This window comes from Pantoea sp. Cr_R13, assembly GCF_029222565.1.
Classification (GTDB): domain Bacteria; phylum Pseudomonadota; class Gammaproteobacteria; order Enterobacterales; family Enterobacteriaceae; genus Pantoea; species Pantoea eucalypti.
The window spans coordinates 64,548-77,967 of record NZ_JARHXL010000009.1 but is presented as its reverse complement, the minus strand read 5'-3'; the positions used below and the strand labels follow the sequence as shown (position 1 = coordinate 77,967).

At 55.6% G+C, this 13,420-nt stretch carries 15 protein-coding genes; 4 read left to right on the top strand and 11 right to left on the bottom strand.

Annotated features, from left to right (window positions below; genetic code table 11):
- Positions 1–5 precede the first annotated feature (5 nt).
- On the top strand, positions 6–974 hold the full coding sequence (locus tag P2R09_RS04330; protein WP_275767448.1) for a HesA/MoeB/ThiF family protein: 969 nt from the start codon (positions 6–8) through the stop codon (positions 972–974).
- Between the two features lie 9 nt (positions 975–983).
- On the opposite strand, the gene P2R09_RS04325 is transcribed toward P2R09_RS04330, so the two are convergent.
- Positions 984–1,397 carry an ASCH domain-containing protein gene (locus P2R09_RS04325; RefSeq protein ID WP_275767446.1) on the bottom strand — a complete coding sequence of 138 codons (414 nt, stop codon included), beginning with the start codon at positions 1,395–1,397 and terminating at the stop codon, positions 984–986.
- 225 nt (positions 1,398–1,622) lie between these two features.
- Positions 1,623–2,165, bottom strand: coding sequence for a thioredoxin domain-containing protein (locus P2R09_RS04320; RefSeq protein ID WP_275767444.1), 543 nt, complete (start codon positions 2,163–2,165; stop codon positions 1,623–1,625).
- 320 nt (positions 2,166–2,485) lie between these two features.
- On the opposite strand from P2R09_RS04320, the gene P2R09_RS04315 reads away from it, so the two are divergent.
- Entirely contained in the window at positions 2,486–2,755 is a 270-nt protein-coding gene (locus P2R09_RS04315; RefSeq protein ID WP_003851569.1) for a hypothetical protein, read from the top strand.
- Between the two features lie 133 nt (positions 2,756–2,888).
- Complete coding sequence (locus P2R09_RS04310; RefSeq protein WP_275767440.1) at positions 2,889–3,416, top strand: sterol desaturase family protein; 528 nt, start codon at positions 2,889–2,891, stop codon at positions 3,414–3,416.
- Here P2R09_RS04310 and crtB read toward each other — a convergent pair.
- From crtB to P2R09_RS04280, 6 genes are all read right to left on the bottom strand, one after another.
- Entirely contained in the window at positions 3,355–4,284 is a 930-nt protein-coding gene (crtB, locus tag P2R09_RS04305; RefSeq protein WP_275767438.1) for a 15-cis-phytoene synthase CrtB, read from the bottom strand. The genes P2R09_RS04310 and crtB overlap by 62 nt on opposite strands.
- Entirely contained in the window at positions 4,281–5,759 is a 1,479-nt protein-coding gene (locus P2R09_RS04300; protein WP_275767436.1) for a phytoene desaturase, read from the bottom strand. Before P2R09_RS04300 ends, crtB begins: the two co-directional genes overlap by 4 nt.
- A complete protein-coding gene (gene crtY, locus P2R09_RS04295; RefSeq protein ID WP_275767434.1) occupies positions 5,756–6,916 on the bottom strand; it encodes a lycopene beta-cyclase CrtY in 1,161 nt (386 codons plus the stop codon). Before crtY ends, P2R09_RS04300 begins: the two co-directional genes overlap by 4 nt.
- Positions 6,903–8,198 carry a glycosyltransferase gene (locus P2R09_RS04290; RefSeq protein ID WP_275767432.1) on the bottom strand — a complete coding sequence of 432 codons (1,296 nt, stop codon included), beginning with the start codon at positions 8,196–8,198 and terminating at the stop codon, positions 6,903–6,905. Before P2R09_RS04290 ends, crtY begins: the two co-directional genes overlap by 14 nt.
- 9 nt (positions 8,199–8,207) lie before the next feature.
- Positions 8,208–9,116: a polyprenyl synthetase family protein gene (locus P2R09_RS04285; protein ID WP_033742919.1), complete on the bottom strand. Its 909-nt coding sequence runs from the start codon at positions 9,114–9,116 to the stop codon at positions 8,208–8,210.
- A 219-nt stretch (positions 9,117–9,335) separates the two neighbouring features.
- Positions 9,336–9,866, bottom strand: a complete 531-nt coding sequence (locus P2R09_RS04280) for a YtfJ family protein (RefSeq protein ID WP_275767430.1) — start codon at positions 9,864–9,866, stop codon at positions 9,336–9,338.
- Positions 9,867–10,032: 166 nt separating this feature from the next.
- Here P2R09_RS04280 and P2R09_RS04275 point away from each other — a divergent pair, with 166 nt between their 5' ends.
- A complete protein-coding gene (locus P2R09_RS04275; protein ID WP_275767428.1) occupies positions 10,033–10,260 on the top strand; it encodes a hypothetical protein in 228 nt (75 codons plus the stop codon).
- Positions 10,261–10,287: 27 nt separating this feature from the next.
- Here the strand turns inward: P2R09_RS04275 and P2R09_RS04270 are convergent, their stop codons facing one another.
- The 3 genes from P2R09_RS04270 to P2R09_RS04260 form a co-directional block, all read right to left on the bottom strand.
- Positions 10,288–10,965 carry a pirin family protein gene (locus tag P2R09_RS04270; protein WP_275767426.1) on the bottom strand — a complete coding sequence of 226 codons (678 nt, stop codon included), beginning with the start codon at positions 10,963–10,965 and terminating at the stop codon, positions 10,288–10,290.
- Between the two features lie 126 nt (positions 10,966–11,091).
- Positions 11,092–12,822 (bottom strand): DUF2534 family protein, encoded by a 1,731-nt coding sequence (locus P2R09_RS04265; RefSeq protein WP_275767424.1) that lies wholly within the window; start codon positions 12,820–12,822, stop codon positions 11,092–11,094.
- Between the two features lie 45 nt (positions 12,823–12,867).
- Complete coding sequence (locus P2R09_RS04260; RefSeq protein WP_275767422.1) at positions 12,868–13,287, bottom strand: DUF2946 domain-containing protein; 420 nt, start codon at positions 13,285–13,287, stop codon at positions 12,868–12,870.
- Positions 13,288–13,420: the final 133 nt, after the last annotated feature.

Genomic DNA, 13,420 nt, shown 5'->3' with positions numbered 1-13,420 from the left:
AGACAATGGCGCGTTATCAGCGACAGACCATGTTGCCTGAAATTGGCGAAGCGGGGCAGCAGCGGCTGGCAATGGCAAGTGTGCTGGTGGTGGGCGCGGGCGGCCTCAGCGCCACCCTGCTGCCGTTACTGGCAGGTGCGGGCGTGGGATTTATTCGCCTTTACGATGGCGATCGTGTTGAACTGCACAATCTTCACCGGCAGACGTTATTTGGTGTCGACGATGTGGGCGAGCCCAAAGCACTCTGTGCGCAGCGTGCGCTGGCGCAGCGAAATCCTGACTGCCTTGTCGAGGCGCATTCACACCTGTTGAGCGCCAGTCAGCTACCGCAGGCGCTGGAGGGAATCGATCTGGTGGTGGATGCTGCGGATAACTTCGCCATTACTTATCAGCTTTCTGACGCCTGCTATCCGCGCGGCCTGCCGCTGATCTGCGCCTCGGTGCTGGGGCGTAAAGGGTATGTCGGCGGATTCTGCGGCGGTGCGCCCGGCTATCGCGCAGTTTTCCCGCAGTTGCCCGTGGCCTCGGGTAACTGCAATACCGCTGGCGTAATGGGACCTGCGGTGGCGACGCTGGGTGCAATGCAGGCACAGATGGCACTGAGTGTATTACTCAGGCTGATGCCATCGCCGCTTGGCTGCATGATCCAGTGTGACTTTGTGGACTGGCACATCAGGCAGTTTCGCTTCGACGATGCACCTGAGCCTGACGCGTCGGGCACGCCTTTTATCGATCGTCTGATGCTCAGGGATGATGACTGCGTTGTGGAGCTGCGTAGTCTGGAGGAGGCGTCTGAAAGTGTGGCTGATACGGTGCTACGGATTCTGCCGCAGCAGATAGCAGCCTGGCAGCCGCCATCCGATCAGCGCGTGGTGCTGGTGTGTGCCAGTGGCATGCGTGCCGCCCAGGCGGCGGAGAACCTTGCCGCGCGGGGCGTTACGCGGCTGGCGCTGATGGCAGCAAACACGCTGTAGGAGGCGGGTTTAAATCACCTCGACCAGCTGGAACGTCTCGAAGATCAGCTCCATTTCGCTGTGGAAATAGCCTTCACGTTCGAAGTAGCGCTGATGTTCCTGTCGCCAGTAGTCGAGGCTGAGATCGCCTTCACCCTCCAGCATCGCCATCTCTGGCGTCACGCGATCAAAGCGCGTCAGGAACAGTCCGGTGGTGCGGATAACACACACCGGCTGCTTTTCGCCGTTCAGAACAATGCTGTAACCGCCCGGCTGAGGTAAGGCATCCTGCGCCTGCCAGCTCCGCAATGAACCGCAGGTAGCCACCTTCTTTCCGGCAATAATCAGCGTTGCGAGCTCGCTGGCTAATTCCGGAGAATCACCAAATGCATCTGTAAATGCACCCGGATATTTGTTCTGAATCTGTTCAAGCGTCATTGTCATCTGCAAATCCTTAGTGAAATAAGCGCCTGACCAGCATAACTGCAGGCCAGCGGCGCCGTTTAGAGGATGTAGCAACGGCTCAAACGCTGCTAATAGCCGTACAGCTTACCCGGCCTGCTTACGGGAAAACAGCCATAATTATCAGCACATTGAAAGAGATGGCGTTCTGACACTCTTAGTGATGGTTTTAAGACTGGCGCGGCAACGGCGGCCGCGCACGTAAAACTAACGCATCAGAAAGCTCGACCAATGTTCGATGTCGTCACCACTGCTGATTTCAGGTTGTACCAGACCATTGACCATAAAGGTCGGGGAAACGTGGATACCATTCTGACGAGCATACTTGCAGTGCCATTTAATCGCGGTCTGCAGGTCAGGCTGATCAAACGCGGCGCTGGCATCTACGCCACTGTACGCTTTAAGACGGTCCAGAATCTGGTTTGGCGTGGTATCGCGATTCGGGCCGGTGCAGTGGTCGGTGAATTCGAACTCTTCACGATGATCGGCCACCGCCTGCATCACCTTCTTCGCCGCTTCTTTACTTTCGCAGGCGGCGGCAAGGATATAGCGGACAATCAGCCCGGAATAAAGATGCCATGGCTGAGATTGCAGCCGGATCTTCACGGTGATTTTATCTTCACCTGCGTGCGCCAGTAATGCGTCTAATTTATTGAATGCACGTACCGAAAAAGGACAGGTAGGTTCCAGGAAAACTTCAAATACTTCGGGGCCATGGCCCCACACCAGGACATCAGCATGCTGATACATCGGTAACTCCTAAAAGATAAACAGGAAGGTAAGACATTTACTCTGGCAAATCCTCTTTATTTCAGCCAGTTGAGAATCAGCCGCAATTGTTACAAAAATCAGCAATCAATCACTGGCCGGCGCGTAACAGGAGACAGGCAGGTCCATTGATCGCTAGAATTAAAGGCATTAGCATTCTCATTATCTGACTCTTTATCGTCAGCTGAACTGAAGAGCGCTATAGTTACCCGCAGAGTTTGCTATCTGCATGATGAAGCCATCTCTGCGACTTTCCTGCTTATCGCCTGCCCCGAGCCGATAAGCGTTAAAAGAGGTTAAATTTGCATACCGATCTCACCTGGAAAACTCTGCATCGCGTCATTAACCAGACGATCTCAGACATGCTGGACGAGCAGCAGAGTATCAATGTGCTGTCACTCCGCGCCCGATTGCATGAACTGGCAGAAAAAGAGGAGGATGAGGTCATGGTCTTATGTTACTGGCAGGCGAGTAAAATTTTAATGCGATTGCCCGCCACGGTAACCGCCAGTCAGTTAATGGTTGCTGCACGTCACGCGTTTCGCACACCAATGGATCACGATTTAACCTGAAAGGTGTTTCACGCACGAAGGTGCCCGCCCCGTTCCCGTTATCCTCTGTTTATCTCCTGAACGCGGTTTTCCCCAACTTCTGTTAAAATTGAACCTCTGCGCCACTTTGCAGGATGCATGCTCGGGAGAAACTATGTTGTGGATTTGGAATGCCCTGATTGTTCTGGTCACCGTTATCGGTATGGAGATAACGGCTGCACTGGCGCACAAATATATTATGCACGGCTGGGGTTGGGGCTGGCATTTGTCACATCATGAACCCCATAAAGGCTGGTTTGAGGTTAACGACCTTTATGCAGTGGTATTCGCCTGCCTGTCGATTTTGCTCATTTATCTGGGCAGCACAGGTGTCTGGCCGTTGCAGTGGATTGGCGCGGGGATGACGCTTTACGGTTTGCTCTATTTTATCGTGCATGATGGCCTGGTTCATCAACGCTGGCCGTTCCGCTATGTTCCGCGCCGGGGTTATCTGCGCAGACTTTATATGGCGCACCGCATGCATCATGCGGTACGTGGCAAAGAGGACTGCGTCTCGTTTGGTTTCCTCTATGCGCCGCCGTTGTCAAAACTGCAGGCGACGCTGCGGGAACGTCACGGTGTTAAACGGGGCGCTGCCAGAGGTAAGCGGGACGTGGAGCAGGACGTGCCATCCGGGAAGTAACCGCCTGACCTGATGCCGCCACCAGCATAGCCAGTTTCTCGGGTGTGCTGGTGGACTGGCGTTGATCCCACGCCTGTGGACCCGCCTGAACCACTTTCATCCCAATTTTACGATACACCTGTTTCGCGGTGGCAATCGCCCACGCTGAGCGCAGCGGCAAACCGGGCAGCCCGGCTAACGATGAATGGTAATAGGGCTCGGCCGTCTCCACCAGCCGACGGGCCACGCGACTCAGTGCCTGGCGATTATGCGGGTCAGCCAGCGTTTCTCGTGTCAGACCCGCTTCAGTCAGCCACTCGGCGGGCAAATAGCAGCGTCCCGCTTCAGCATCTTCAACGATATCGCGCGCAATATTGGTCAGCTGAAATGCCAGCCCGAGATCACAGGCACGATCCAGCGTGGCATTGTCTCGCACGCCCATAATCTGCGCCATCATCAGACCCACCACGCCCGCGACGTGATAACAGTAGCGCAGCGTATCATCCAGCGTCTGATAGCGTGTCTCGCGAACATCCATCGCAAAACCTGCAAGATGATCAAAGGCATAAGCAGGCAGAATATCATGCGCCATCGCCACCTCCTGAAAGGCCGCAAAGGCAGGTTCATGCATCTGTGAACCGGCATAGGCCTGACGCGTTTTCATCTCCAGCTGCGCCAGCCGCTGCTCCGCAGATTGCAGCGACGGCGTATTGTTGCTGAAGCCCAGCACCTGATCGTCAATCACGTCGTCACAGTGTCGACACCAGGCGTAGAGCATCAGCACACTGCGTCGTGTTTTGGCATCAAAAAGTTTCGATGCCGTGGCGAAGCTTTTCGAACCCACTTCCATGGTTTCTACGGCATGGTCGAGCAGTGACGGACTGTTCAAGCCAAATCCTCCAGCATTAATCCTGCGGTGGCTTTAGCCGAACCAATGACGCCCGGAATACCCGCGCCGGGGTGCGTACCCGCCCCAACCAGATAGAGATTTTTGATCGTCTTATCGCGGTTGTGCGGGCGGAACCAGGCGCTCTGCGTCAGGATCGGCTCCACCGAGAACGCCGAGCCCTGATAGGCATTCAACTCATCGCGAAAATCAAACGGCGTGAAGATGCGGTGCGTCACGAGCTGACTGCGCAGGCCCGGCATATAGTGCTGCTCCAGATAGTCGAAGATACGATCGCGCAGGCGCGGACCTTCAACACTCCAGTCGATATCGGCGGTGCCGAGATGCGGCACGGGCGCCAGCACGTAGTAGCTGCCGCAGCCTTCAGGTGCCAGTGACGGATCGGTTACGCAGGGCGCATGCAGATAGAGTGAGAAGTCTTCTGCCAGCGCGTCTTTGTTGAAGATCTCATCAATTAATTCGCGGTAGCGCGGACCAAAGCAAACGGTATGGTGCGCCAGCTGATCATGATGATGATTCAGGCCAAAATAGATGACAAACAGCGAATTACTCATGCGCTTATTCTGCAGGGTTTTCCCCTGCGCCACCGATGCCGGATGCTGGCTCAGTAATTCGCTATACGTGTGAACCACATCCGCGTTAGAGGCGACCGCACGGGTCGGGAATACCCGCCCGTCATCCAGATGCACGGCGGTAATTTTATTTTCCAGCGTCTCCAGACGGGCAACGCTGGCATTCAGCTCTACTTCCCCGCCCAGATCCTCAAACAGCTTCACCATGCCCTGAACCAGGGCGCCAGTGCCGCCGCGTGGGAACCAGACGCCCCATTCACGTTCCAGTGCATGAATCAGGGTGTAAATTGACGACGTGGCAAAGGGATTTCCGCCCACCAGTAGCGAGTGAAAAGAGAATGCCTGACGAAGATGTTCATCTTCAATGTAGCTTGCCACTTTGCTGTAAACACTGCGCCACGCCTGTAATTTTGCCAGCTGAGGTGCAGCACGCAACATGTCGCGGAAAGAGAGAAACGGCACAGTGCCCAGTTTCAGATAGCCTTCTGCAAACACCGCACGGGAATAGTCAAGAAAGCGCCGATAGCCTTCAACATCACGCGAGTTAAACGCGGCAATCTGTGCTTCCAGCGCTGGCTGATCGTTGTCATAACTGAATACCTTGCCAGACTCCCAGCAGAGGCGATAAAACGGCTTTACCGGCATCAGCTCGACATAGTCAGAGAGCCTTTTGCCCGCCAGAGTAAAAAGCTCTTCAATGGCACTCGGATCGGTGATTACCGTCGGACCGGCATCAAAGGTGTAGCCCTGATCCTCATAGACATAAGCCCGGCCGCCAGGCTTGTCACGCTGTTCCAGCAGTCGGGTGGGAATACCGGACGCCTGAAGGCGAATGGCCAGAGCCAGACCACCAAAGCCTGCGCCAATTACTGTCGTTCTATTCATTGCATCGCCTGTTGACGGTGAGGAGTCATAATAGCCTGTAATGCCGCCAGTACGGGAACCGGTGGCTTGCCGCTTAGGATACGCAGCCGATCAGACAAAGTGAGTTTTCCCGCATAAAAACGGGCGATCAGACCTTCGGGAAGTCCATAAAAACGTTGCATTACCTGCCAGCGCTGGTCAGCCGGACCCGCGAGAAACAGCATCCGGTTTAGCATGCGGAAGAAGCGCTGTTGCTGCCAGGCCTGACTGGCGAAATGCGCAATGGTGGCGTGCAGGGTTTCAGAGGTAAACGACTGCATCTGAGCCAGCCGATCAGCCAGTGAGACCGCCAATGGCAGAGAGTAGCCAGTGGTAGGATGAAATAACCCGGCACGCAGACCACTGCAGGGTAAATCGCGTTTATGCCAGAAGGCAGCCACGTCGCCGGTCAGTGTAATCGGTAACGCGCCTTGCTCTTCTCGCAGTAGCTGATTCAGTTTCCAGCCCTGCTGCGCGGCATAGTCACGGATATTCTGACGGGCGCTGTCGACTTCCAGCGTGGCGTGATCAATATAGTGGGTATCTTCAATCAGCAGTGTATCGGCAGAAAACGGCAGGCTGTAGACAAAACGATAGCCTGCCTGCTGATCCACCGTTGCATCCATGATGATCGGTTCAGTCAGTCCGTGTGGTTCACTGAGCTGCCACTCCTGCCCGACGAACGACTGGAAGCCCATACGCAACGCGGTATCGGACTGATAGCCACGACCATCGATCACCGCGTCAGTGTCCAGTACGCGGCCATCCTCCAGCGTGACCGAGCGTGAAGCGATGTTCGCCACTCTTGTGTTTAGCAGCAGATCCGACGCAAATCTGTCACGAATGACCTGCGCAAAACGCTCTGCGGTCACGCAAAAATAGCCACTGTTCAGGGAACGATGTCGTTGAGGAAAGCGCACTTCATAACCGGGCCAGTGATGAACGACCAGTGGCGCAATCCAGTGATGCTGTGTTTCAGTCAGATCTTCCGCATGAAATGACCAGGTGTGATGCGCGCCTGGCTCACTTTCGGCATCAATTAAGAGAATGCGCAGGGAGGGCCGCTGCTGACGCAGGCGCAAAGCAATCAGGCCGTTTGCCAGTCCCGCACCCACCAGAATAAGATCATACCGCGGCATAATCTCTCCTCTTGAGCACCGGTTTACGGGTCAGCATCGCCTGTTCGACAATATCCGCTGCCAGTGTTGTGCCGCCCGCCTGACGAAGGGCGGTGCGCAGTGTTTTCATCTGCTGAACGTAACTCTCATCTGCCAGCAAGGTCTGGAGCTGGCGGGCCATTGAGTGGCTGGTGGTAAAGCGTGATGCGCGACGTCCGATACCGTGCCAGACCACTCTGGCCGCAACGCCTGGCTGATCAAAGGCCAGCGGGATCGCCAGAAGCGGCGTCAGATGGTTAACCGCATCCAGCACCGTGTTCATCCCGCCGTGGGTGATGGCCAGATCGGCCTGCGCCAGAGCCGCCGGCTGATCGGCAAAATCGACCACCTGAACATGGCTGGCCTGCGCGAGTTTCTCCGCCTGAAACGGTGACAGGCGACCGCAATGCGCCAGCAATAACTGCGCGTCGATCTCCTGACAGGCTCGGACAATGGTTTTAAACAGGCCGTAGCGATGACCCTGCAGCGTGCCGAGTGAAGCAAAAACCCTGGGTTTGTCGTCCTGCGTGAAATAGCGTGGCTGCGACGCAGCCGATGACGATTCCGCAGCGCGCAGAGGTCCAACCGCGTGGAAATGATCGGGCAGCGTCTGGCGGGGAAAATCGAGTGCCGGGATAAGCTGGCTAATCTGAGCCAGCGGTGAAAAACAGTGATGCAGTTTTTCGCGCGGTGCTAATCCCATTGCATGGGCATTGCGGGCGATCACCCGATCGTGACGCCGCATCAGCCAGTCATAGATTTTTTCACTGGTACGATAGCGTTCACGTGCCTGATCTGTATCTGCATAGTCAAACGGCATCACGGCCAGCGGGAAATCTGCCTCACGGTTTAGCGGCAGCGCACAGGCAACCGAAACAAAAGGCAGATTCAGAAACTCTGCTGCTAATGCACCGGCAGGTTCCATCTGATCGACGATGACGCCATCGATCGCCAGCGTGTTCAGCACGACCGGCAATTCGCGACAGAGCATATCGGTGCTGCGCGCCATCTCATTGATCAGTTTCAGCATCGACGGGCCAAGAGGATGCGCCGCCAGCTGCAGGGTATGCGCCAGACTGCCCGCGGGATGCGAGGCTAAGCCCAGCGGGAAAAAGCCAATCCGCCGGTCGGTGAGTAGCGCGCTGACGTCCGTCTGCTGGATAAAGGTAATCTGGTGTCCGCGCGCGATTAAGGCCTGGCTAAGATGCTGAAGCGCCTGCACATGGCTATAAAAGGGCGGTGCGATGACCGCGTAGTGGCTCATGCAGCATCCTTAACTGACGGCAGCGAGTTTTTTCTCAAACCAGGCCTGAACAAAATGATGTGTGGAATAACCGTCCTGACAGGCCGAGAGCAGGTGCTCGCTGGCGCAACGCAGATGGTCTCGCAGTCGCGTTTCAACTGCCTGAGGCCCAAGCAGATTCACCAGCGTCGATTTACCCTCATCCTGATGGGTATCCTTGCCGGTATCGGCCATGCCGTCGGTAAGATCGTCCAGCAACTGGAAAGCCTGACCGAGATTCAGTGAAAAACGGTGCAGCTGTTCGCGGGTCTCTGCTGACGCTTCTGCCACAATGGAGGCCATCTGCATTGAGGCGCAGAACAGCGTGCTGGTTTTATAGTGATTGGTCATCAGAATGGCATCAGCACTGCGTGGTTTGTCACCCTCTGAGAGATCTTTGAATTGACCCTGCACCAGTCCCTGCATACCTACCGCATGGGATAACTCCGCGACTGCGTCTGCTCGGGCGGCCGCTGTTAAGCCTTCTGCCATGGCGACCACGCCAAATGCCTTACTCAGCAGTGCAACCGCGGCCAGAATCGCCACATGTTCGCCATACTGACAGTGAATGGTCGGACGTCCACGACGCAACTGCGCATCATCCATGCAGGGCATGTCATCCAGAATCAGGGAGGCGGCATGGACCATCTCCACTGCACAGGCGAGATCAAGCAAACCGGTGGGCGTGACGTCGCAACCGAGATCGCGCGCGGCCAGCAGCAACAGTAGCGGACGAATACGCTTTCCCGGTGCCAGCGCACCGTCGCGCATTGCAGCGCCGACCAGGTCACGTTCACTTTCAACCGGTAAAAGCTGATCGAGCCGTTGCTCAATGTCGTTCAACAGGCTCGCAGCCTCACTGCGGTTGAAATTGACGTGTTGTTCTGCACAGACCGTCATCATGGCTGTCCTTATCTACAGAGGAAGTCACAGCAGGTCGAAATTCTTCGATGCCATCTTCAATAATCGTCCCCGACTGCCCTTGCATAGTGGGCAGGTTTTCAAAGAACGGCGGGTAATTCCATTACAACTAAGTGTAGTTCACAGAGATAAAAATGTCGGTAAATTCAGCAGCATTCCGTGTTTAACGTCGATAATTAACGGGGCATTCTGCCTGAATCAACCCAGTAATGCGCGCAGCGTTTTTATCACGCTGGCGACATCCTCGTCAGATAATGCGCCATCTTTGGCGAAACGCACAATTCCCTTCGGATCAATGACGACCACTGACGCGTTTTCCGGCAGAAGATGCCAGCTGTGAGCGGTAACGCCACTGCTGTCGATAATGAATTGCTGCCATGGGTCAGCCTTTTTACTGGACGCAATGCTGCGAACTACAAAAATGGCACTGCCGGGCAGAGCATCGTCAGTATTGACGATGGTGGTGGTCTGGAAACGGTCTCGCGGCAGCCGGGCCTGCTGAATGGCATTGATTAAAGGCTCGCTCTGATCTTTCGCAGAGAGACGACCCGCCACATGAATCACCAGACGCACTTTTCCGGTCAGAGTCTGACTGTTCCAGCGCTGATAATGTATGTCGCCCTGTTTCAGCACCATTTCGCCTTTGTCGGCGACATAGACGTAGGGGACAGGATAACCCGTTGTCAGGGTGTGGGCAGTGGCGAAACCCGAAAAAAGAAGGGCTATCATCAATCCATAATGGCGCACAGGTTCCTCACTTCTTTTTGGTTTACGGTAGGCGAGCTATCTCATCAGCAGGCAGAAGATTAGTATCACATCTATGTTTCAGATCAATAAAGGCATTTAATAACTGGGGTCAAAATAGCGGGGAAGATCTGATTACTGGAGGTGTGAAATGAGTACAACACTGATGACGCTACCTGAATTTGCCCGCTATATTGGCATCGCAACCCCAACGCTGGCGCGCGCCTTTTGCTGTCGGGGATCGCTGGGAGGCGTGCCGCTGCCACAGGCGCTGGATGATGCCCCGCTGACGCAGCGTCACTGGCTGCGCGACGATGTCTGTCAGTTTGATCATGCCTATAAACGGCTTCAGGCGAGGCAGCAACGTAAAACGCTTTAATCAGCGCGGGGATTGTCCCGCGCTTCGTTATGCAAAATTATCGGGCTTCACCAGGAAACAGACCAGATTAGCCTCACGGTCGCCCACGATTTCAATGGTGTCATCCAGCCCGCTGACGGCGTCTCCACGACCCAGACGGTGATCGCCCACGCGGATAATGCCTTCAAGCACGGTAAGATAAGCGACAAATCCCGGCATTGAAGGCACATTGAGCGTATGGTTGCGCGCCAGCAGCGTGTCGTAGACATAGACCTCCTGGCGCAGTTCCAGTGGCGCGTCAGACGTTTCTGGCCCGGCCAGTTCGGTCCAGCCGTTGGTCATAATACCCTGGTCGCGTTCCAGCACCTGAGTCATCGCTTCCCCGCCCGGCTGTGAAGGCCGAATCACAGCCTGCAACAGCTCCGCTTCATACAGCGGCACCGACTCTTCGTACTGAACACCTTCACCTGCATTGACCACCATCACTTTCTTTGCAGAGAGCTGTGTGCGCTCGCCGTTGCTGTCCTGATGTTGCATCGAACCGCGCCAAAGATAAGTGAACACTTCTTCATTCTGATGCTGCTGCATCGGAATTCGGGCATCCAGTTTTAACGACATCAGGTCAACACTGATCAGCGGGCTCAGGGCAGGGCCGGGCCGCTGGCGACGAACGGTGAAAGGACCGTACTCAAAAAGTTGCTCAGGATTTGCTCGCACAATGTTCATGATTAGCTCTTATATAAAGTGACCAATAACAACGATCATAGACCTCAGACGTAAAATGAGAAGCCGGGGGATTTGCCCGGCTTCGTCAGTTATTTTGAATAATAGACAATTTGACGGGCTGGCAGCCTACTTGCCCTGTTCGTCACTTTCACCCAGAAAGAAATACCAGAGTGGAATCGACAACAGTCCGGTAAAGACGGTGGAGTAGAGCAGGATCATCATCGCCTGAGTGATATACATGGTCAGTGACCAGTGGCTGAAAGGGATCTGATACTGATCAATCACGCCACCAATCATCGCATTTGCCATTACCGAGATGACAATCAGCGCCAGCACCGTGACGCTGCGCAGAAAATAACGCATCTCTTTACGTTTACCGGCGAAGCGCGACTGAACGATAGCCAGCGGCGACTGCTTATCCGGGGCGATTTCCACCTGAACGATAGCGGCTCGCTGAGCACTGCGCCAGCGCTGAATATCCAGCAGAATCAGCACTATCAGGCTGACACCCATAACGGGCAGGGCATACCCCAGGGCCAGCATGACAATCAGACTGGTACCCTGTGCGTAGCGCGGCTGTGACAGCCAGGCGGACAACAGCGTCTGTGATGGGCTGAGCTGAGGAACAGCCGGGCGACGTATCCACCACATGCGGTAGCCCAGCACAATCATTGTGCAGAGACCAAAGCCAAACAGCGCCAGAATCAGCTGGTTGGGCAGGCCAAACAGCACGCCCATATGGGCATCCACGCCCCAGCGGGTCAGTTTCGCCACCAGCGGGAAGCTGGCGAACTCAACGCGGTCGACCACGCTGAAATTAACCGGATTGATGGAAACTGCATCGACCTGGCTCGGCCAGCTGCGATCAATCTCTGACACTGTCCATGCCTGTTCAGCGTTCTTAGGCTGACGTAATTCCAGTTTCGTGGCGTGAAGTCCGGCCTGACGTGCAGCCGCCAGGGCCTGATCCCAGCTGGCATTCGGCTGATTCAGGATCACCGGCGGCGCGGTTTTCGCTGGCATGGTCATCCCGGACATCGTCATCCCTTCCATCGCACCGCGATGGTCAGCATGGGGATCGGCGGCTTCGGCAGGGACGTTACCCTTCAGCGCGGTGTTAACCTGCGGCGTTGTCCAGCCGAAGTCGCTGCGCATCTTATCAATGTTGTTGCCTGCCCACTGTGACCAGGTCAGCCCCGTGACTGAAAAGAACACCAGGCCGATGGCCAGAATCAGACCCAGCGTGACGTGCCAGTGACGCGTTACTGCAAAGCCACTCCGCGCTTTTTTACGGTGTCGTGGTGGCCGCGTGCCGGCCCATAAAATGAGTCCACCCAGCGCGGCGACCCACAGCCACGAAGCCGCCAGTTCACTGTAATTGCGACCAAAATCTCCCAACAGCAGGCCGCGATGCAGCTGATCCAGCCACATTCGCAGCGGCAACACACCGCTGGTGCCATACACCGTCATATCGCCTTTTACCTGCAGGGTGTAGGGATCGATAAACAGCGAGCGCGACTCAGATGGACCCAACTGAGGCTCAGCAAACTGCACCCGGGTTGTATCCTTTGGGCCTGGTGCGGGACGCACGGCGTAAATGCGCGCGGACTCACCGGCACGGGCACGGGCAGCGGCAATCTGAGCTGACAGCGGTTGTGCGACACCCTGCGCGTCAGTGGTCAGGGCATCGTGGTAAATCGCCTGTTCCAGCTGTGGCGTCAGAACGTAAAGTGTACCGGTGAGAGCGGCGACGAAAATAAACGGCGCAATAAACAGGCCAATATAAAAATGCAGGCGGCGAAACAGGTTAAAAACAGTGCCGCGTGGTGCAGGGGACATTTCCCGATTAGAGGACATAGCATTCCACACTTTTCAAAAGACAAAGGCGATCTGGTGACGTTGTCACGCAATCGAATCAGTTAGCTGTCGTTGTGACAGAAAACAGGGTGGCGCACGCGGTCGGTGAAGGCGCAGTAATCGTCGCCATTGCGGCGGATTAATGGCAGAAGGAGGCGGGGCGCGGCTTATCAGGCACATCCACCAGATGAACGGGATAAAGACCCAGAGCATCAGCGGCACATGAATCAGCAAATCGCAGTAACCACAGGCAAAGCCCGGGCCCATCATCATCCCGTGATCTCCCATCGCCATCTCGCTGTGGTGATCCATCATGGGCATCTCTGCGCTCATGGCAGAGGCATCCTGCATCATGGCGCGATGTTCAGCCAGATTTTTAGAGATCATCGGGGCAACAAACAACAGCAGCACGGCCAGTATCGCAATACAGGCTGTGAGTCGCTGTCGGATGTCAGATCTCTGCATGATTTTAACAGGCATTTGGGGTCAGAATTCAGGGCGGCAGTGTAACGCGAAGGGGATAAAAGGGTTAAATAAAGTGGCTTCTGTAGCGAGAAAATTCGCACTCTTTGAACATATTCACTTTAATTTCAGCATC

What these genes read in the sequence shown, in the direction of transcription:
- P2R09_RS04325 (WP_275767446.1), bottom strand. Translation starts at nt 1,397, where the DNA reads ATGACAATGACGCTTGAACAGATTCAGAACAAATATCCGGGTGCATTT.
- P2R09_RS04330 (WP_275767448.1), top strand. Translation starts at nt 6, where the DNA reads ATGGCGCGTTATCAGCGACAGACCATGTTGCCTGAAATTGGCGAAGCG.
- P2R09_RS04320 (WP_275767444.1), bottom strand. Translation starts at nt 2,165, where the DNA reads ATGTATCAGCATGCTGATGTCCTGGTGTGGGGCCATGGCCCCGAAGTA.
- P2R09_RS04270 (WP_275767426.1), bottom strand. Translation starts at nt 10,965, where the DNA reads ATGAACATTGTGCGAGCAAATCCTGAGCAACTTTTTGAGTACGGTCCT.
- P2R09_RS04310 (WP_275767440.1), top strand. Translation starts at nt 2,889, where the DNA reads ATGTTGTGGATTTGGAATGCCCTGATTGTTCTGGTCACCGTTATCGGT.
- P2R09_RS04285 (WP_033742919.1), bottom strand. Translation starts at nt 9,116, where the DNA reads ATGACGGTCTGTGCAGAACAACACGTCAATTTCAACCGCAGTGAGGCT.
- crtY (WP_275767434.1), bottom strand. Translation starts at nt 6,916, where the DNA reads ATGCCGCGGTATGATCTTATTCTGGTGGGTGCGGGACTGGCAAACGGC.
- P2R09_RS04265 (WP_275767424.1), bottom strand. Translation starts at nt 12,822, where the DNA reads ATGTCCTCTAATCGGGAAATGTCCCCTGCACCACGCGGCACTGTTTTT.
- P2R09_RS04280 (WP_275767430.1), bottom strand. Translation starts at nt 9,866, where the DNA reads ATGATAGCCCTTCTTTTTTCGGGTTTCGCCACTGCCCACACCCTGACA.
- P2R09_RS04300 (WP_275767436.1), bottom strand. Translation starts at nt 5,759, where the DNA reads ATGAATAGAACGACAGTAATTGGCGCAGGCTTTGGTGGTCTGGCTCTG.
- P2R09_RS04275 (WP_275767428.1), top strand. Translation starts at nt 10,033, where the DNA reads ATGAGTACAACACTGATGACGCTACCTGAATTTGCCCGCTATATTGGC.
- P2R09_RS04290 (WP_275767432.1), bottom strand. Translation starts at nt 8,198, where the DNA reads ATGAGCCACTACGCGGTCATCGCACCGCCCTTTTATAGCCATGTGCAG.
- P2R09_RS04260 (WP_275767422.1), bottom strand. Translation starts at nt 13,287, where the DNA reads ATGCAGAGATCTGACATCCGACAGCGACTCACAGCCTGTATTGCGATA.